Origin of the sequence: Lacipirellula sp. (assembly GCF_965279485.1) — a bacterium.
GTDB lineage: Bacteria > Planctomycetota > Planctomycetia > Pirellulales > Lacipirellulaceae > Lacipirellula.
The window spans coordinates 2957319-2977071 of sequence record NZ_CBDIIC010000002.1; the positions used below are offsets into that span (position 1 = coordinate 2957319).

12 protein-coding genes are annotated in these 19753 nt (G+C 63.5%); 10 read left to right on the forward strand and 2 right to left on the reverse strand.

Annotated elements, in window-relative coordinates; genetic code table 11:
• Positions 1 to 141 precede the first annotated feature (141 nt).
• The 6 genes from ACQY7R_RS19525 (at position 142) to ACQY7R_RS19550 (ending at position 8468) form a co-directional block, all read left to right on the forward strand.
• On the forward strand, positions 142 to 801 hold the full coding sequence (locus ACQY7R_RS19525; RefSeq protein WP_428307225.1) for a 3-keto-disaccharide hydrolase: 660 nt from the start codon (positions 142 to 144) through the stop codon (positions 799 to 801).
• Positions 802 to 888: 87 nt separating this feature from the next.
• Entirely contained in the window at positions 889 to 2688 is a 1800-nt protein-coding gene (locus ACQY7R_RS19530; RefSeq protein WP_428307226.1) for a HEAT repeat domain-containing protein, read from the forward strand.
• A gap of 290 nt (positions 2689 to 2978) precedes the next feature.
• Positions 2979 to 3452: a hypothetical protein gene (locus ACQY7R_RS19535; protein WP_428307227.1), complete on the forward strand. Its 474-nt coding sequence runs from the start codon at positions 2979 to 2981 to the stop codon at positions 3450 to 3452.
• Positions 3453 to 3621: 169 nt separating this feature from the next.
• Positions 3622 to 4818, forward strand: coding sequence for a hypothetical protein (locus ACQY7R_RS19540; protein ID WP_428307228.1), 1197 nt, complete (start codon positions 3622 to 3624; stop codon positions 4816 to 4818).
• A gap of 264 nt (positions 4819 to 5082) precedes the next feature.
• Positions 5083 to 5709, forward strand: a complete 627-nt coding sequence (locus tag ACQY7R_RS19545) for a biliverdin-producing heme oxygenase (protein ID WP_428307229.1) — start codon at positions 5083 to 5085, stop codon at positions 5707 to 5709.
• Positions 5706 to 8468 carry an ATP-binding protein gene (locus ACQY7R_RS19550; protein ID WP_428307230.1) on the forward strand — a complete coding sequence of 921 codons (2763 nt, stop codon included), beginning with the start codon at positions 5706 to 5708 and terminating at the stop codon, positions 8466 to 8468. Before ACQY7R_RS19545 ends, ACQY7R_RS19550 begins: the two co-directional genes overlap by 4 nt.
• 113 nt (positions 8469 to 8581) lie before the next feature.
• Here ACQY7R_RS19550 and ACQY7R_RS19555 read toward each other — a convergent pair whose 3' ends face one another.
• Together ACQY7R_RS19555 and ACQY7R_RS19560 are read right to left on the reverse strand one after the other, a co-directional pair.
• Positions 8582 to 10777, reverse strand: coding sequence for a hypothetical protein (locus tag ACQY7R_RS19555; RefSeq protein ID WP_428307231.1), 2196 nt, complete (start codon positions 10775 to 10777; stop codon positions 8582 to 8584).
• A 271-nt stretch (positions 10778 to 11048) separates the two neighbouring features.
• On the reverse strand, positions 11049 to 11804 hold the full coding sequence (locus ACQY7R_RS19560) for a 3-keto-disaccharide hydrolase (RefSeq protein WP_428307232.1): 756 nt from the start codon (positions 11802 to 11804) through the stop codon (positions 11049 to 11051).
• 297 nt (positions 11805 to 12101) lie between these two features.
• Here ACQY7R_RS19560 and ACQY7R_RS19565 point away from each other — a divergent pair, with 297 nt between their 5' ends.
• From ACQY7R_RS19565 to ACQY7R_RS19580, 4 genes are all read left to right on the forward strand, one after another.
• Positions 12102 to 16445 (forward strand): PEP-CTERM sorting domain-containing protein, encoded by a 4344-nt coding sequence (locus tag ACQY7R_RS19565; RefSeq protein ID WP_428307233.1) that lies wholly within the window; start codon positions 12102 to 12104, stop codon positions 16443 to 16445.
• A gap of 161 nt (positions 16446 to 16606) precedes the next feature.
• Positions 16607 to 17713 carry a dockerin type I domain-containing protein gene (locus ACQY7R_RS19570; RefSeq protein WP_428307234.1) on the forward strand — a complete coding sequence of 369 codons (1107 nt, stop codon included), beginning with the start codon at positions 16607 to 16609 and terminating at the stop codon, positions 17711 to 17713.
• Positions 17714 to 17930: 217 nt separating this feature from the next.
• Positions 17931 to 18980: a hypothetical protein gene (locus tag ACQY7R_RS19575; protein WP_428307235.1), complete on the forward strand. Its 1050-nt coding sequence runs from the start codon at positions 17931 to 17933 to the stop codon at positions 18978 to 18980.
• 163 nt (positions 18981 to 19143) lie between these two features.
• A complete protein-coding gene (locus ACQY7R_RS19580) occupies positions 19144 to 19752 on the forward strand; it encodes a DJ-1/PfpI family protein (RefSeq protein ID WP_428307236.1) in 609 nt (202 codons plus the stop codon).
• Position 19753: the final 1 nt, after the last annotated feature.

Here is a 19753-nt window from a genome sequence, read left to right on the forward strand (position 1 = left end):
ACCAACACGTCTCGCCGCTTGCTCCGCGAGCATGCCATTAGTAGCCTGTCACTACCGCGTTCGCCGTCGCAACAAGCTCCTTCCAGCGACGCATCGCTCCCACTATTCCATCCCAGGCAACAACTCTCAAGGAACCTTGCGATGAAATTCACCCTCGCGTCCGCCGCCCTGCTGCTCGGGCTTGCCTTGGCGCCGTTCGCCCAAGCCGACGAAGCCCCCAAACCAGACAAAGACGGCTGGTACCAACTCTTCAACGGCAAGAACCTCGACGGCTGGAAGAAGAGCGAAGACAACCCTGACACCTTCAAAGTCGTCGACGGCGAGATCGTCGCCCACGGCGAAGCGGCCCACATCTTCTACGACGGCCCGGTTGAAAATCACAACTTCAAGAACTTCGAATACGAGTGCGAAGTTCTCACCAAGCCGAAGGCCAACTCGGGCATGTACTTCCACACGAAGTACCAACCCAACGGCTGGCCGAGCACCGGCATCGAAACCCAGGTGAACAACACCCACGGCGACCCGAAGAAGACTGGCAGCCTCTACAACATCAAGAACGTCATGGACAAGTCGCCCGCCAAGGACGACGAATGGTTCACGCAGAACATCACCGTGAAAGACAACCACGTCACCGTGAAGGTCAACGGGGAAGTGGTGAACGAGTGGGATCAGCCCGCCGACTTCAAGCGTGAAGACGGCTGGAAGGACGCCAAGATCGGCTCGGGCACCTTCGCCCTGCAAGGCCACGACCCCGGCAGCGAAACGCACTACCGTTCGGTCAAGGTGAAGCCGCTGAAGTAATTAGGCCGAGCGCCGCAATTGCAATCGCATCGAAGCGATGGGGCGCTGCCGCCCCATCGCTTTTTTATTTGCCGAAAGAACTGCACGATGAACTTGCAGCGGAAGCGAACTCGGCTCGACGTCGCTGTGATCGTTGCTCTGTCGCTACTCGCCGTTCCTCCAGCGAATGGCGATGATCCCGACGCAAACGCATTGCTACTGGCTTATTCTCATCGAGGAGACGAACAAGCGGTTGCTGAACTGCTGCAACAAGGCGCCAATCCCAACTCCCTTGACGACAACGACAACACCCCGCTTCACAAAGCCATCGCCGGCGATGACAACCTCGCTATCGTTCAGGCCCTGGCTGCCGCCGGGGCGCAGCTCGACGTCGCGAACGCCGAAGGAGTAACGCCGGTTAGGCTCGCTAGTATTCGCGGCCAGCGAAAGATTTACGATTGGCTCGTCGCGGAAAACGGCGACGTCGAACCGCCTCCGCGAGCGGCGCGGGAAACGACGCCCGCAACTCATTCTCTCGACGAATCGTTCAAGAATCTGCGCTCGCCAGATCAAGCTGCTCGCAGGGCGGCGCAACGACGCCTAGTCTTCGATCACAAGGAGGCGTTGCCGGAAATCTTCCGCCGTGTCGACGCGGGCGAGCCGATCGAAAGGTTCGCCGACGTTCTGGCGGCGATGGGCCCCAGCGCAGAGTCAGCTGTTCCGCGCCTGGCCGCAAAGCTAGATGATAAACGCCATGCGTTCGGCGCTTTGATCTTGATCAATCGCATCCGCCCTACGGCCTTCGAACAGCTTCCCGCGGAGCAGCAAGCGGCCGCGGCAGAGGCATTCTACCAATTGGCCATCGACCCAAGCTCCGACGTCGTCGGCGGCATGGCCGTACAGCTTTTGCCAACGCTCGGTCCAACAGCACAGCCCGCGATCTTGAAACTGCTTGGCGATACGAATCCGCGTTTGCGTGCAGCAGCGATCCGCGGGCTACTCCGCACCGCGCCGCACGACGAGCAAATCGCGGCAGTTCTGCTTAAGCTCGCCCAGAACGATCCAGACAACGACGTACGCCTGAGAGCACTTTCCGCCCTGCCCGTCGACGTCCCCTATCGAGACCAATTGCGAGGCCGATCACTTGTGATCCTGAAGAGTTTCCCGCCGCACGACCTCTCGACGACTGACGCTGACGAGCAGCGTGCGATCAACGCGTGGCGAGCTGAAGTCGCCTTCGCCGCTAAAGCGGTACGTCAACTCGGCGCTCAATCGGTCGACGATCTCGTCCCATTGCTCTCGCCCATCAGCCGTCCAGGGCGACTCGCCGCGATCGACACGATCGTCGCGATGGGACCTCCCGCCGTCCCAAGGCTGATAGAACTACTCGCCCACGAAGATAAGGCCGTCGCCGTCTCAGCAAGCGTCGCCCTCAACAAACTTGGCCCGCCAGCCGTCCCAGCCTTAGTCGACGCGCTGCGCAGCGAGAACGACCAAGTCGTCGAGCGCGCAGCAAGCGCCCTCTGCTGGATCGGTCCACGCGCCCGCTCGGCGCTTCCGAAGTTGATTGAGTTAGCCGCAGCCGAGGATCGCTCCGATGCGGCTCGTATGACGATCGTCCACGCGATCCTAAAGATCAATCCGCACGCGGCCCAGGTCTCGCCGGAATTGCTCGCCACGCTCCCCGCGATCACCCGCGTGCTGGAAGCAGGCGGCTTCAAGCAACAAGGCATGGCCGCGGAATGTCTCAAAGAGTTCGGCCCCGCGGCCAAGGACGCCCTGCCCCTGCTTCACCGTCGACTTGAGCCTCCAAGCGACGACGTCGATACCGAAGGCCTGGTCCGCGACTATGTCCAACGCACCGCGAGCGAAGCAATCGAGACGATTGAGGCGAAGCCGCTGAAGTAAGCCGGCCAGCAGTGAATCGCTGCGTCAGCAAATCAGTAAACATCCAAACAGCCCTCGACTTCGGTCGGGGGCTGTTTGCGTTTCCGGACAATAACTCCCCGCAAGATGGCCTCTTTCCCTAGCCCCGGGCTCCGCCTGGGGGTCGGCCCCCCATTCCAGTAGACGTCGCCGCTAACAGAACAAGGGCGCTCTAGCGACCCGCCAAGCGCGGAGGGTAAGATTCCGCCACCCGCCAAGTCGCCTTTCTTCGCGACGCTCACCGCCCGCCATCCGCCAGCCCGAGAGTTTCCATGGACGCCGTCTTAATCATTCACGTCATCATCAGCCTGCTCGGCATCGTGTCGGGTTACGTCGTCATCGGCGGCATGCTCCAAGCGCAGCGGCTGCCGCGCTGGACGGCGTTCTTTCTCGTGACGACGGTCCTCACGAGCGCGACCGGCTTTCTGTTTCCGTTCGTGAAGTTGCTGCCGTCGCACATTCTCGCCATCCTCTCGTTGATCGTGCTCGCCGTGGCGATCTACGCCCTCTACTCCAAACATCTCGCCGGCAAGTGGCGGGCAGCGTATGTCGTCACGGCAATCATTGCGCAGTACTTCAACGTCTTCGTGCTGATTGTCCAGGCTTTCCAAAAGCTGCCGCCGCTCCATGCCTTGGCGCCGACGCAGTCTGAACCGCCGTTCGCCGTCGCTCAGGGCGTCAACCTGCTCGCTTTTATCGCGCTCGGCTACCTCGCCACCAAAACGTTCCATCCGACGGCCAGCTAGCCTATTCGCCCGCCACATTCCGCTACTTTTACCCAGTTTTGCAGGTTTTCTTGCGTCGCTCTGCCAAACCGGCAACAATGACGGCGTCATTCGCGGCGGCTGCCACTCGTCGGCCCTCGTCGCGATAGGCTCTTCCGGAACAGCAGAAAACCCCACGGCCTCGACTCGCGTGACGCCCAAGAACGCCACCGCCCGCGCTGTTGTGCGCGACCATGAAGTCGATTACGCAGCCTTTCCCCCATGGCTGGTCTCGCTCATTTGCCACGCCGGGATGGTGCTCATTCTCGGTCTCCTCATCCAGGCGGTCCCCAAAGACCCGGGCCATCTGACGCTCGACTTTCAAGCTGATCCAGGCCTCACCGACGTCAACGCCGGCGGCGGCGGCGACCCAGGTCTCGGCGAAGCCTCAGCGCCGCTTGTCGACGCAGCCGACATCGACGCTTCGATCGATCCGCTCGCCGTCGACTCGGCCGAAGTTCCTCTCGCCGAATCGGCCGCCGATCCCCTCTTCGACACAAAGTTCGATCCACTCGTCACCGCCTCCCCCGAGAGCGATGCGGTCGCGTTCGATCGCGATATGCTGCTCACGTCCGTCTCCGCGACGAACCGCGGACCGAAAGCTGGGGACGCTCGCAACGGCGGCGACGGCGGCTCTGGGACAGGAAGCGGCGGCGGCCACGGCAAAGGCGTCGGCACAGGAACTGGTGATGGCACAGGCCCCGGCCACGCGACCACGAGCATGTTCGACCTCGTCGGCGAAGGGGGCGACTTCGTCTACGTGTTCGATCGCTCGCTCAGCATGAGTTCGTTCTACACGCTAACGGAAGACGAAATACCAGTCGTCAAAATCACGCCGCTCGAGGCCGTTAAGAAAGAACTCGTCAACAGCCTCGAAGACCTCAACGAATCGTGTCGATTCCAGATCGTCTTCTACAACGGTTACGTCTCGCTGCTCGGCAACACGCGGCGGATGTACGACGCGACCTACGAGAACAAAGTCCTGGCCAAGTCGTTCGTCTACTCGATGCCGGCCGAAGGGGACACGCATCACCTGCCCGCGCTCGAAGAAGCAATCATGTGCGAGCCGGAGGTGATCTTCCACCTCACCGACGGCGAGGAAAAAGACGACCCAAGCCCCGAGCAAATCGCGGTCCTCGTACGCGAGTGCAAACAGCGGAAGATCAAGATCAACGTCGTTCACTTCGGCGTGGAGCCCCGCACGACCTGCTCGTTGATCGACCTCGCCGAGGGGACCGGCGGAAAATACCGCTTCATCACCCTCGCCGAACTCGCGCAGAAGAAGCTCGCCGCCGCCCGCGGCACGCCGACGCTCCGCGCGGTGCAACCGCTGCCGGCACTTGAGTGAGACTTCTCGTTCACGCGAGCGTTTCTGCAGGGACGCTGCCGCCATCCCTACTCTCGAACTAGCGTCTCGCGTCAGCGGAGCAAGGCGAGGACGCCCTCGGCACGACGATTGCTCTTGCAGGCGTTCCATCGTTAAATCTCGCCACGCCGCTAAAAACGCCCTGTTTTAGCCGTGGTCGCTTTGCGCGACTCGCCTCAGCGCTGACCGCTGCGCTGCCGGGCCGGTCGTTCCTTGGACGCCGCGCGACCAGCGGCCCGCAAACTTATGCACCTAGCGCCGCTTCGCACCCGCCTCAAAGAATCGACCCACGACGCCCACACGGCGCTTGAACGCGCGCTCGATCTGCTCAATCCAGCGCTTCGACTACCCGACTACTGCAGCCTGCTCGCCCGGTTCTACGCCTACTACCTGCCGCTCGAGGCCTCGTTGCAGCGGACGGCCGACCGACGGCTGGTGGCCGGACGATGGAAGTGCGCGGCGCTTGCCGACGACTTGCGATCGCTTGGTATGAGTGCGACGGAACTCCGGTCGATCGCGCCGGCCGCCGCCCCGCCCCTCCGCAGCGTGGCCGACGCCGTCGGCGCCATGTACGTCGTCGAAGGGTCGACGCTCGGCGGAATGATCCTCGCGCGTCATTTCTCCGCCCGCTTCGGCCTCACCAGCCGCTGCGGCCTCGCGTTCTTCACCTGCTACGGCGAGCGAACCGGCGAGATGTGGCAGCGCTACTTGGCGAGCCTCGCGGCGTTCGATAACCCGCGCGACGCCGACCGCGTCGTCGCTGCCGCGGTCAGTACGTTCGAATCGCTCGCAGCTTGGCTAACGCAACCCGCCGAACCGCTCGTCGGTGCGACTCACAACATCAACGAAAGTGAACGTTTGGCGGCACGATGACCGAGACTATTGACCTCACCACCTGCGACCGCGAGCCGATCCACATTCCTGGGGCCATCCAACCCCACGGCGTGCTGGTCGCGCTCGACGGCGAGCGGCTCACGATCACGCACGTCAGCGCGAACGCCGCTCACCTCATCGGCGCCGCGCCGGAAGAACTCTTTGGCCGCACGGTCGACGCTCTACTCATTGAAAACGAGCACGGCGAAGCCGCCCGCTGGCATCGCGATCTGGCCGACCTGCGCGAAGGCCGTCCCGCTTACCAATCGACCTGGGAGCTCCAGCACGCTAAGGAACCGTGGGATGCGATCACGCATCGTTACGGCGACAAGCTCTTTATCGAACTTGAACGCTCGCCCGAAACTTCCGGCCAGCGGGCCAATGCTCTCTACCACAACCTGCAAGACGCCCTCGTCCGCATCGAACGCGCCACCTCGGTAAAAGAGATGGCCGCCCTCGCCTGCGAGAAAGTGAGTCGCCTCTGCGGTTTCGACCGCGTGATGATGTACCGCTTCGACCGCGAATGGAACGGCGAAGTAATCGCCGAAGAACGCCGCGCCGATCTCGAACCCTTCCTCGGCCTGCACTACCCCGCTTCCGACATCCCCAAGCAGGCCCGCGAACTCTACACGAAGAACTGGCTCCGCTTCATTGCCGATCGCGACTACATTGCGGCGCCGATTATCGCCGCTAATACAACCGCCCCGCCGCTCGATCTCAGCTACTCGGTGCTCCGCAGCGTTTCGCCGATCCATCTGCAGTACCTGCGGAATATGGGCGTCTACGCTTCGATGTCGATCTCGATCCTACGACAAGGCAAGCTGTGGGGCCTGATTGCCTGCCATCACTATTCGCCGAAGTTTATTCCGTACGACCTGCGGAAGGCGAGCGAACTGCTCGGCCACTTCATGTCGCTGCAGATCGCCGCGGTCGACGAACAAGAAACGCGCGAGCTCCGCAAGCGACAGCTCACTTGCTGCGACAAGGTGATGACCAACCTCAGTCGCGACGAAGACTTCGCGAAGGGCGCCCTCTTCTCCGAACCGACGCTCATCGATTGCATCGATTCCGGCGGCGCCGCGATCGTTTCCGACGGTATCGTCTCTCGCATCGGCCACACGCCGAGCGAGGATGAGATCCGCCAAATCGCCGCATGGCTTCTCGAACGCGGCGAAGAAGTCATCGCGATCGACAATTTGAACAGCGAGTTCGGCGGCGGGCATCTCGCCGCCGTCGCCGCCGGCGTCCTGGCGGTGAACATTGGCCGCAATCGGGCCCACCAGCTCCTCTGGTTCCGCCCCGAACACGTCCGCACCGTCGACTGGGCCGGCGATCCCCGCAAAACGGCCCTCTCGCAGGAGACGCCCGATCGCCTCTCGCCGCGCGGCTCGTTCGCCCTTTGGCGTGAAACCGTCAAAGGGACCTGCGAGCCCTGGACCAACGACGAAATCGCCACCGCCGATAACCTCCGCCAGCGAATGGTCGCCCTGCTCGTCCGTCGCGCCGAGATGCTCGCGATGGCTCACGCCGACCTCCGCCTCGCCACCGTCGAGCGCGAGAAGGCGCTCGACAGCGAACGGATCGCTCGCCACGAACTCGAACGCCTCAACCGCGTGAAGGACGAGTTCGTCGCCACGCTCTCACACGAACTCCGCACGCCGCTCAACGCCATCCTCGGCTGGTCGCAGCTACTCAAGATGACGGGCACAGAGCTCAGCGCCGAGTTCCAAGAAGGGCTCGACGTCATCGAGCGCAACGCCAAAGCCCAGGCGACGATGCTCGAAGACCTGCTCGAGATCAGCCGCATCATCGGCGGCCGGCTGCGGCTCGACCTGCAAGACGTCAACCTCGCGACGATCGTCGAAGAAGCGGTCCAGTCGTCCGCCGTCACCGCGCAAGCGAAGGGGGTGCGGCTCGAAAAAATGATCGCCCCCCTCTTCGGCGTCAAAGCGACAGGCGACCCGAACCGCCTCCGCCAGGTCGCGTGGAATCTGCTTTCCAACGCGATCAAGTTCACGCCTAAAGGAGGCAAGGTGCAAGTCGTCCTGCAGCGGGTCGACTCGCACGTCGAGCTCACCGTCACCGACTCGGGCATCGGCATCAAGCCCGACCTGCTGCCGTACATCTTCGATCGCTACCGCCAGGCCGACGCGTCGATCAGCCGCTCGTACGGCGGACTCGGCCTCGGCCTCGCGATCGTCCGCAACCTCGTTGAACTCCACGGCGGCGTCGTCTCGGCAGACAGCGCCGGCGAAGGCCGCGGCTCGACCTTTATCGTCAGCTTGCCGATTCGTTCCGTGATGCAGGAGCAAGCGGCCGACGGCGAATCGCACAACCTCTCGGGCTCGCATCTCCACGAACCGACGTTCAGCCTCGCCGGTTTGAGCGTCCTGATCCTCGATGACGAAGCCGATTCCCGCGCACTCGTCGGCCGCGTCCTAGAATCGTGCGGCGCCCGCGTCACCTCGGTTGAATCGCCCGAGCAGGCGCTCGAGCTGCAAGCGACGGCGACGTTCGATCTCATCGTCTCCGACATCGGCATGCCCGGCATGGACGGCTTCGCGTTCATTCGCCAGTGGCGCGGCCAGGAGGCGACGCTACAGCAAAAGAAAACCCCGGCGATTGCGCTCACCGCCTACGCCCGCGCTGACGACCGCCGTCGCGCGCTCGTCTCCGGCTTCACGTCGCATCTACCCAAACCGGTCGAAGCAGGCGAGCTAATCACCCTCGCCGCGAGCCTGACCGACCGCATCGCCTAGCCCCGGGCTCCGCCCGGGGGTCGCTCTCCATTCCGATCGGCGTCGTCCCGCGCAGTGCAACCCACCCCCGAGCGGAGCCCGGGGCTGAGGAACGGCTGCGTTGACAGCGACACTTACGGCGACTCGACCGCCCCTCGCCAAGGTTCGCCACCGTTCTGCGACATCTCTCCGCGCACTGCCTCAAGCTGCTCAGCAATCGCCGAAGATTGGCTAGTCTCCCACAGCGACGTCCCCTCGGCGCGCAACCCCAGCGTGATCGCCGTCCACGCCGGCCCCCACCCCGCTTCGGCGCACCAAGCGCCCCAGCCGAGATCGCCCGAACTCGACCAATAGTCCCAGCGCCGATAATCAAACGCCCGGAACCACGTCCCGTCGAGATACGGAATCTCCTGAGAACGCACCTGCACGCGCACCAAGTAGTCGGCCAAGCGATCTTCCGCTTGCTTCAGCTCCGGATCGCCCGTCGCGGCAACCGCTTCACGCAGGCCGAGCAAGACGAACCCCGACACATAAAGCTGATCGGTCACCGGATCGCCGCTCTCCTGAATCAGGGGTGTTTCGCCCGTGCCGTAGGCGTCGTTGGAAGTCGGCACAAGAAAGTGCCCCGTCGACGCGTTGCCCGGCTGCTCGGGAATCCCGCCGCATGGCTGCTGCGTCTTCAGTAAGTCGTCCGCCACTTGCTTGAGCCAGCCGCGATGCTCGGCCGTGTCTTCCACGCGCACCAACCAAGCGAGCGCCAGCAGCATCCGCGCGCGGTCAAGATTCTCGCCCCACCGCCAACCGGCGGGATACTCTTCCATCGTGCGGCGGATCCCGCGCTTAGTCACTTCCAGAAACTGCTCATCACCCGTCCGCGCGTAAGCCCACAGGAAGCAAGCCCAAGAGTATGCTTCGAAATGAGGCGAGACGTTCACGGTCGCGGCGTCGTGAAAATGCTTCCAACCGTGCTCTTCGAGCGGGGCAATGGTGAGATTGTCGCCACGGAACCCGAGCGTGCCGGTCGTTCGCAAATTGGCGTAGAGCGCTCGCAACAACGGCTTGTCCCACGCCGCGGTTTCGAGCTCGGCGGCCGTCACGATCGTGGCGAGCAGCGTCCTGGCATTGTCGTCGCCGTAGTTGCCAGCCATCCAAGCGGGTGAAACGGCCCCCCACGCAATCAGTCCAAACGCCGGATGCTGCGGATCGCCGCGCTCACCGCGGCACATGTCCGAAGTTTCGTACAAATAGGTCATCAGATTGGTCGCGACCTGCTCGCTCCGCGCATCACCGCTGAGCCGCGCATGCAACGCCAGCGCCGCCGCCGTCTCCGCTTGGCAATCGGCGCGGATCGGCGTCCGCTGCAGTTGACTGCCGTCGGGCAAAATCTGCGATGCGTACCCTTCGAGAATTCCCAGCGAACCGTCGCCACCGGTCACGGCCGGCGGCGGGACGATCTCCACATTCTCGCGCAGCAAGCGGTGGAGTTCCGGCTCCCGCTCCGGCGTGATCAGCAGCCGCGAGTCGAGACACCACTTCGCGAACCTCGCGAGCGACTCCGCCTCGGCTGAATCCGGCAACGGCGCCTCCGCAGCATACGCCGGCGTCGCCAGCGGCTTCACTTGCAGTTGGTGGGGCGGTCCCGCGGGATCGATCGTCGCGAGCAAATGCGTCCACAACGTCGCCCAATCGGCCGCCGGCGCGTAGCGCGACGTTACAAACCCGCTCAATCGCGTTGTTGCAATCCACGTTCGCTTGTCGGATCGAAACAAGAGCGGATCGTTCGCCGCGGGCATGCCAAACAATGCCCGATCGAACCCCGCCACGCGCCCCAGCACTAACAGCGGATTCTCTGCACGGCACGGCAAGAACTGGCAATCATGGAGCGCGAGAATCGCCAGCCGCGGCAACCCGAGCGACGATCCTTCCGCGACAACGCCCCGCTCCCATCGCGCCTGCCGCGGCGCCGCGAACTCCACTCCCGGCGCCTCGGCGGGATACTCCACCAACAGCTTTAGCCCCTTCTCCCGCGCGGCCGCGTAATCTTCCGCCCGCACCACGGTCCGCCGCTCCGGATACCCATCGGCAAGCAAAAGCAACGCCGTCCCCGGCGTGGCGATCTCGATCCCCTCGCGCACCGAATCCGCCCGCTGCACCGCTGATCCACCAGCGGTCAGCCCACGATACAAATCGTTGTCGGCAGCGCATGCGAGCGTCAACGTCGCCCGCGGCGTCGCAGCCCCCTCCACCGTAGCCGAATCATCTGCCGCAGCCACCCCGCAAGTTGCCGTCACGATCAACGCTGCCGATACGGCGCGCATCAGAATTCCCATCATTCCTCCTGCCCAAGAACTTGCTCTCAAATTCCGCGTCGCGCACACCCCCCCTCAACGGGCGTACTTTTGCGAACGGCATTCCCATTCGTCTCTCGCCAAGCCGCAAAGGCGCGAAGAAATGCCAAGAAAGCCAAGCAACAAACAATCAAAGCCGTCCAACATTCCGACGTTCCCACTGGCCGGCTAAACCGCTCGTACGCACGTCACCAATACTCTCTTCCTTCCTTTGCGATTTTCTTTGCGCCTCCGCGCCTTTGCGAGAGACCAATCATCCCCCAAAAACATCCAACGGATCTACCTCCTTAATCGGCGTCAGCTCCAGCTTTCGGAACTCCACCTCCGTCCCCTCCGCCTGCACGGCGATCTGCCCCTTCTCGGCCGTGCACTTCGAGCCATGGTTCACCAACTCGCCGTTCACCCACACCTTGATCTCGTCGCCAACGCATTCGATCACCATCTGATTCCACTCACCGAGCGGTTTTTCCGACTTCTCCGTCAGGTTGAGAACCCGCCGTTCCTTCCCTTCGGTCGCCCCCCAGTTCGCCGGGTCGCCCGCGCGACGCTTCGCCATCTCCGGCACTTCGATGTCTTCGTGAATGCACCAAAAGTCGCCAGCCTCGCCGCTTTGCATCTGCACTTCGAGCGACTGCGGGAACATCCCGTACAGCACCCGCGGCTTCGACGCGTGGACCAGCACGCCGCAGTTGCCTGGCTTGTTGACGAACCGGTACTCAGCCACCAGCCGGTAGTTGCTGAACTCGTCGTCGGTGATGAGATGCCCGCCCGGCGTGCCGAGGCTGACGAGATTGCCGTCGCGAACGACAAACGGCGACTTCCCTTGCGGATTCTTATCGAGTTCCGGCACATCGGCATGCCAGCCGCTCAGGTCCTTGCCGTTGAACAGGCTGCGCGTCTCGCCCTTCGCCGCAGCAATCTTCGTTTCGTCGGCACGCCCAACTGCCCCGCCAATCAGGATCGCCCCCACTGCCCATGCCGCCAAGTACGTTATCTTCGCAGAGTTCATTGAACATGCCTCATGTGATCGATGTGAAAATCCCACGGTTCTGCCGAAAACGAACAACAATTATGACGCGAATTGTCCCTCGCGACAGCAGAAAAAGCAGTGAAGAAACTCGCCTGTCGACGCCTCTTCGCGAGACGGATCGCCAAACCGACGGCTCCTAGTGAGATTGCATCTACCCTGCAAGCGTTGCCCCGGACGGCGACGCCGTTTAGATTGGCAGCCTGCTTAAATCACTTAACCGTATCGCCAAGACGTTATTTTCGCGTCGCGATTCCCTTCGCCTGCAGGAGCCGTTTGTTGGCCATCCGAACTTATCTTTATCTCGTCGCAGCGACGCCCTTTCTGTTCTGTCAGTCCGCCGTAGCCATTAACACCGTTTGGCGCAGCGACGCACCGTCCACGAATTGGCATGATCCGCTCAACTGGACCAACGGCATCCCTAGCATTGCAGGCGATACGGCGACGTTGAGCACGACCGGCGCCACCTTGCGCGCCGACCTCGGACAGCCAGCGTCGATCGCAGTGCTCACCGTTGCCGGCAGGGGAACCGTGGAGATTTCCGGCAACGCTCCGCTCACGTTCAGCGATCCGTCGCCGCGCACGCAGCCCTCCGTCAGCCTCATCGCGCAGAACGGCGATCTAACGACGAAGATTTCCGCCCCGCTCGTGCTGCCAACCGGCGAAGTGCTGACGATTAGTCAGGCGGGATACTCTTCGCTGTGGCTCACCGGCGGCATTTCCGGCAACGGCGCGCTTGCCTTCAGCGGGCGACCAACCAACTACGGCATCACGTACATTAACGGGAATAGCACCTACACCGGGCTCACTACGATCGACGTCGGGACGTACCACACGATGCAGGCGGTCACGAGCACCGCGTTCGGCGACGACTCCGTCGGGACGCTCATCCGCAACGGCTGGGTATCGACGCCCGCTACCACCGAACCGTTCGTCGTCGAACAATTCGGCATCCTCCTCACCACCACGTCGACGACTCCCCACGCCGGGAAAATCACGCTGGTCGGCGGGGCGTTCGTGCCATACGCCAGCAACGGAAGCGCGAACGTTGCGAGCAATATCGAGATCGCGGGCCGCGGTTACGTCGGCCGCTCTCCCAACGCCAGCAGCGCCGCCTTGTTCACCGGAGCGATCACCGGAGCGGGAACGCTGGTCGTCGAAGGCAGCATCTCGAATCAGTACGAGTTCGCCGGAGGCGTCGCCGTCCGCGGCGACGTCGTCCTCTCTGATCGCGTCAACGCGTTGTTCACCGGCCAGTTCGCGCCGCGCGGCGACCTGTCGGCGCCGGGGAGAAACGGCCTCGAACGCGCACGCCTCGCCGGCGATCTCTCCCAGTTCAGCGGCACGGTCGAGACGGGTCTGACGTCTCTGACCATCGGCTCCGATCTCCATACTCCGCGACTGCGCGTCGACGCTCGCTCGCCGGAAATCCGCGAGTCGCTTCAACGCGGCGGCATCTTGATCGAAGCAGGAAAGACTGCAAACGTCGACGCCCTCGAGTTCTTCGCCGGAAGCATTGAAGGACGGATCACCGGCGTCGATGCCATCGAAAAGCGGACGCGCGGCATCGGCGCCGTCCGACGGCTCGACGGGTTCGACGGACAGATCAGCGTCGACCAAGGCTGGCTCGAAATCGAAGATGCTCTCGGCCTCGGCACGACCGTCGGCAGCACCTCAATCGCCCGCTCGCGCAACGCTGCAATCTTCCTGGAGGCCGGCGTTCGCGTCGAAGACGCCCTCTATCTCAATAACTCCTCCGGCATGGACTACGCCGGAAGCATCGTCGGCTCCGGCGAACTTGCCGGCAATCTCTACCTCGGCGACCAAGGCAGCTACGTCGGCGGATCCGAAAACGAAGCGTCGGGCAGCGTTACCCGCACCGGCCATCTGACGATCAGCGGGGCGATCCACGGCGGCTCGCTCTCGAAGATGGGAATGAACACCGAACTGCGAATCACCAATCAAGGCCACACTTATTCCGGGCAAACCCGCATCCTCGACGGCAAACTTGTTCTCACCGAGAACGCTCGCCTGGCGACGACGGCGAGCATCGCCGTCAGCGGCGACGTTTCCAATTCCAACGCGGACCCACGCGCAACCCTCGTCTTCAACGATCGCGGCGCCGTCCGCTCGAACGACCGTCTCTCGGACGCCGTCCCCGTCTACTTACAGTCCGGCCGTATCGAACTCCTCGGATCAACGGCGGGGGGCTCGCGCGAAACGATCGGCGCCGTTCACGCAGAGCGCGGCTTCAACCGCATCCTCGCAACCGCCGGCGTCATCCAAATCAACGAGCTTCACCGCAGCCGCGGCGCCGTCGTGTCGTTCGGCAAGCCCGAAGGAGGCGCCATCGAACTCGACGCGCCGCTACAAAACAGCTTGATCGGCGGTTGGGCGACGATGGCCGGCGGCCATTCGCTCATGTCCTCCGACGCGTTCGCGACGATCGTCGACGGCAAAGTGGAAGCAGCCCCCATGACGCGCAAGCAACTCGACCTGGCTGCCGCGCACGAAAACATCGAACTCGCCAGCGCTATGGCCCTGACTGGCGACAGAACCGTCAACTCGATTCGCACCGTCGGAACGGTCCCCATCGCCCTCAACAATTACACCCTTAAGGTCGAGAGCGGCGGATTCATCGTCAACGCCGAGACCACGATCTCGAGCGGGCGAATCACCGCCGGCGCGGGCAGCGGCCACGAACTCTTCTTCCACCTCGGGAACAACCTGAACGTCGCCGCCGATATCGTCGACGACGGCGCCAATCCTGTGTCGCTAAACGTCTCGCAAAAAGGCCCGGCTACCCTCGGCGGCGTCAATACTTACAGCGGCGGAACGAACGTCGCCCAGGACGCTCGGCTAACTCTGACGAATCGCTCGGCGATCCCGGCAGACGACGTCGTCAACCTCAACGGCGGCAGCTATCTGCTGAACTTTTCCGACACGCAACCGGTGAAACTGAACAAACTCGCCGTGCGCAGCCGCGGAGTCGTCGGCGGAACCGGCGCCGCCTCAATCGACGCCGATCTCATCGAAGCTTACACCGGCACGATTTCCAAACCGCTCGCAGGCGACGGCCTGCTCGTCAAACGCGGCGAGGGAACGTTTTATTTGGAAGGCGGCAGCCCGAGTTTCGTCGGCCAGGTCATTGTCGAGCAAGGGACGCTGCGCATGTACGGGACCGCGCTCGGCGGGGCCGCTCCGAGCGAAGCCAGCGGCGTCTTCGTTCGCGACGGCGGCGTGATCGAACTCAATGGATTCAACAACCAGCGCCAGATCGTGCTGGAAGGCGGAATGATCAAAGCGACCGGCCGCGGCGACTCCTCCTTACGCGCGCCGATCGAGATTCGCCAACATGGCGACATCCAAGGCGCCAACCTCACCGTCCAAAGCGTTATCCGCGGCGCGGGCACGCTAACGCTCGCGTCAGGCGCCGACCAACTCATTGAATTGCTCAGCGGCTTCTCGCAGTTCAACGGCGACGTCACGCTCACCGGCGGCAAAGTGACGCTCGGCGGCAGCAGCGCCGGCTACCAAGGCAGCGTCTTCATTCGCGCTTCCGGCGCCAGCGTCACGCACGCCCAGGCGTTCGGCTCCGGCGTCGCCGTCGTCGATCCCGAGGGCACGCTCGCGATCGACGCATCGCTGCAATCCCGCCTTCAGTTGAACGGCGGCAAGATCGTTGCCAGCCTGAACTCGCCCACGCTTACCGGAGCCGTGGCCGTGACCGCCGATTCCGTGATCGATCTACCGGAGAACTGGTTCACCGGCTCGCCCGTCGTGCGCAACATGCAGATCTCCGGAGCGACCACGATCGCCAGCGATGTTCGACTAAAGAAGACCAGTTCCGGCAAACTGACGCTCAACGGTCCCCTCCACGTCGGCGCCGGCTCGGAGATCGTCGCCTGGGAAGGAAGCGTCGAACTCAAGGGAGCGATTACCGCCGCTCAACTCGGATCGAGCCTCAACCTCATCGGCAACAACAACTTCAAAACCGGCTCGGTCAGCGTTCCAGCCGGAACCTCCCTGCAGATCCTCAACGACGGCGTCGCCGCCAGGCTCCAACTAAACTCGGCCGCGGCGCTGCTTGCCGGCAACGGCACGCTCGTTGGCGACGTCGACGTGCGTACCGGCGCCATCGTCGCGCCCGGCGCGAGCGCCGGCACGCTCTCGATCGACGGCGACATGACCATCGGTTCGGGCGCCGTCTACAAATGGGAACTCGAAAACTCCAACGGCCTCGCCGGCCAAGCGGGCGGCTGGGATTTCCTCGACGTCTCGTCCGAACTATTGTTCGACGCCACCCCTTCGGCCAAATGGACGTTCAAGATCGATCCGCTGTTCGCCTCCTCGGCCGTCGAAGCTCCGCCCGCGGGGCTTCAGACCAGACAGTGGCTCGTCGCGTCCAGCTCCGATCTCAACGGCTTTGATCCTGCGGCCGTCGTCATCGACCGTTCCGCGCTCGTTGCGGCACGCCCGCAATATGCGATCGGCGCCTTTCAACTGAATGCCATGGGAAACGATCTTGTTCTCACTTATGCCATTCCTGAGCCGTCGACGCTGGTCCTCGCAGGCGCGGCCTCAGTCGCTGCTCTTGCCGTCATCCGTCGCCGTCAGGCCTGACCAGGCGAGCTGAAGCCCGCGCAGCAACCCCTTGCCCAATCATGATGGGGAAACCCCAACCTCAAGGGACTTTCGAATCCTGTACTGCTATACTGCGACTCGCTGCCGCCTCGGTTTCAAACGCGTGCGGATAGCCCGTCACCACTGAGTGAGCTGTTAACATGTCGAGAATTCCAAAGTTCTTCGCCTCGATCGCTCTCGCTACGGGTCTTGCATCTGCGCTCGCCCAAGCCGCCGAACCGAACGAAACGTTCGCTACGGCCACGATCCTCGCTCCCGGCGTCCTCACGGTGAGCGACCAGCTCGTGCAGCCTCCCGACACGATTCTCGGCATCCGCAACTTCCTCGGCGCCATCGTCGACTTCGACGACGACAGTAGCCCCGTCGGCAACGGGCACGCCTCGGGACTCGTCGGCGTCCCGACGCAGCAACAAAACGGCACCATCTCGTTCGTCATCAGCGGCTATGGCGACGACGACTTCGTTGGCAATCACGGTGAGTCGGGCGCTCTCGACGTTTACGTGCAAACGTACGACTCCTTCGGCGACCCGGCGAACCTCTTCACGAGTTCCGCCACGCTCGCACCAGGCTCCGTTGAGGAGTACTCATTCGTCGACGAAGACGCGGTTCTCGGTTCGTATGACGTGTACATCGACAATCTCGGCTACTTCAGTGTGAACGCCGACATCGACTACTTCACCTTCACCGGCCTGACTCCCGGCGCACCGTTCACCGCGCAAACGTTTGATCCGCAGAACATCGCAATTGATACGCAGCTCGGTTGGTTCGGCGACAGCGGCTTTCTGATCAGCGAAGACGACGACGGCGGCAGCGACGGCCTCTCGCTCCTCACCGGGACCGTCCCGCCCAACGGCAAGGTGACGCTCGCCGTTACCGGCACCAACGACGACGCCTATCTTGGCGACCACTTCGCCAGCGGCCCCTACGAACTCAAACTCACGCTCGGCGGCGAAGATTACGCGGCCGACTTCAACAACGACGGCAAAGTGAACGCCGCCGACCTCGCCGCTTGGAAGCTCGCCTTCGGCCAAGGCGCGGGAGCCGACGCCAACGGCGACCTGAAGACTGACGGCGCCGACTTCCTCATCTGGCAGCGGCAATTCGGCAGCGGCGTTCCCGCGACTGCAGCCGTCGCGACGATCCCCGAACCCGCCTCCGCGGCGCTCCTCGCCATCGCGTTCGGCGGTAGTGCAATGAGCATCGTGCGCCAACCCCCCGGCCGTCGGGTTCGCCACCCAGCTGCCTGAGAGCGCCGCTCCGCCACCTTGCGCAGATTACCGAATCTCTCTCGCCCGGGCGCAGGGAAAACCCGCAAACAGCCCATTCTGCTCGTTGCCACGAGCTTGCGCGACCCCTAGACTCGAACCTTCGCGTGCCGCACGAAGGATTCGCCTAACGGCATTTCGAGACGCGTCGATCGGAAATGGAACCTCCGTTCGGCGTTAAAGAGTTTAGGAGAAGAGTATGTTGTTCGCTTCACCACTGACGAAGCAACTCTGCGCCTCGGCCGTCGTCGCCGCGCTCGCCTCGATCTCGCTCGCTCCGCTCCGCGCCGACGAGCCAACTGCGGCTCAACCTGCCGCCGAAGCTCCTGCGAAAGAAACCGCCCGAGCGGCGGAACCAAAGACCGCAGAAAAATCGGTCATGAAGACTGCGGAAAAACCCGCAGAAGAAACGAAGAAAGAAGCCAAGCCAGAGTCCGACAAGAAGTCGACCGTCACGGTCGGCGGGCTCGAGTGGCGCACCGACTACAATAAGGCCTACCAAGCCGCCAAGCGCAACAAGCAGATGCTGTTGATTAACCTCACCAGCACCTCAACGAACAACGTTCAAACCAGCGTCGACAACTACTTCGCGACGAACGCCGCGATTCAAAAGAAGCTCGACGGCGTCTCGCGTCTTCGCCTGCCGGTCGACGCCGAAATCACCGTCGATGGCAAAGCCCAGCGGCTACTCTCCTTCCCCGCCTTCGCCCAACTGCAAGGCGGCGCGGGCTTCGTCCTGCTCGACCTGAAGAACGAAGGCGCCAGCCACTACGGCCACGCCGTCAACGTGCTCCCTTACTCCAGCGGCAAGTACTATCACTGGCAGAATAATCACCTCAGCGTGATTCTCGACCTGCCGGCCGGCACGCTCACCCAGCGGACGATGATCTGGGCCGTGCGGACCCATCCCGAAGCTCCGCAAAGCACCTACGGCGCGCATCACCCGACGCTCGCCAGCGGCGCCGCCAGCCACTCGACCTACCAAGCCAGCATCGGCCAGCAAGGTCACCAGAACTTCGGTTCGCGGTTTAACCAACTGAGCGGCGCCACCGGCGGCCCCGTCTCCGAAGTCGTCGCCGAAAGTTGGCCTGGCCAGAACATGATCGACTCGTGCATCGACTGCGTCCAAAGCTGGCGCGGTTCGTCGGGCCACTGGCGCGGCGTTTCGGGTCGTCACCGCGCGTTCGGGTACGACATCCGCCGCGGCGGCAACGGCATCTGGTACGGCACCGGCATCTTCGCCGATTGATCGCCGGCACGCTAACGCCGAAACCACCGAGCCCTGCCTGTTCCCGCGACCCTCGCAGAACAGGCAGGGCTTTTTCGTGCGCCTACGCATAACTTTGAACTGCTATGTTAATGCGTCGCCGCGACGGCGGTTTCCGTCTTTAACCGACCAGATTCATTTCGCCATGAACATCGACATCCTCATTTACCCCGGCTTCGACGAACTCGACGCGATCGCGCCGTTTGAAGTCCTGCAAAACGCCGCCAAGCTCGGCGCCGACTTTCGCGTGCGCCTCGTCGCCTCACCCACCGCGGGAGCGATCGTCGCCGCCCACGGCCTCGCCGTGGCGTGCGATGCCCTACTCGGCGAGGGCCCGCGTCCCGACCTGCTCGTTATCCCCGGCGGCGGCTGGATCGACGGCTCCGCCGCCGGCGCTCGGGCTGAAGTGAACCGCGGCGTCATCCCCACGGAACTCGCCGAGTACCACGCCGCGGGCGTCACGCTCGCCGCCGTTTGCACCGGCGCGATGCTCCTCGCCGCCGCCAAACTGCTAACCGGCCGCCCAGCGATCACTCACCACAGCGCCATCCTAGACCTCGAAGCCGCCGGCGCTCGCGTCGTTCGCGCCCGCGTCGTCGACGACGGCGCCATTATCACCGCCGGCGGCGTCACCTCGGGTCTCGACCTCGCACTCTGGATCGTCGAACGTTTCGCCAGCCCCGCGATCGCGCTCCGCATCGAGCAAAACATGGAATACGAGCGCCGCGGCGTTGTGTGGCGACAACCGAGTTAAC

Coding starts and splice junctions, on each gene's coding strand:
- ACQY7R_RS19525 (WP_428307225.1), top strand. CDS start 142: ATGAAATTCACCCTCGCGTCCGCCGCCCTGCTGCTCGGGCTTGCCTTG.
- ACQY7R_RS19530 (WP_428307226.1), top strand. CDS start 889: ATGAACTTGCAGCGGAAGCGAACTCGGCTCGACGTCGCTGTGATCGTT.
- ACQY7R_RS19535 (WP_428307227.1), top strand. CDS start 2,979: ATGGACGCCGTCTTAATCATTCACGTCATCATCAGCCTGCTCGGCATC.
- ACQY7R_RS19545 (WP_428307229.1), top strand. CDS start 5,083: ATGCACCTAGCGCCGCTTCGCACCCGCCTCAAAGAATCGACCCACGAC.
- ACQY7R_RS19550 (WP_428307230.1), top strand. CDS start 5,706: ATGACCGAGACTATTGACCTCACCACCTGCGACCGCGAGCCGATCCAC.
- ACQY7R_RS19555 (WP_428307231.1), bottom strand. CDS start 10,777: ATGGGAATTCTGATGCGCGCCGTATCGGCAGCGTTGATCGTGACGGCA.
- ACQY7R_RS19560 (WP_428307232.1), bottom strand. CDS start 11,804: ATGAACTCTGCGAAGATAACGTACTTGGCGGCATGGGCAGTGGGGGCG.
- ACQY7R_RS19570 (WP_428307234.1), top strand. CDS start 16,607: ATGTCGAGAATTCCAAAGTTCTTCGCCTCGATCGCTCTCGCTACGGGT.
- ACQY7R_RS19575 (WP_428307235.1), top strand. CDS start 17,931: ATGTTGTTCGCTTCACCACTGACGAAGCAACTCTGCGCCTCGGCCGTC.
- ACQY7R_RS19580 (WP_428307236.1), top strand. CDS start 19,144: ATGAACATCGACATCCTCATTTACCCCGGCTTCGACGAACTCGACGCG.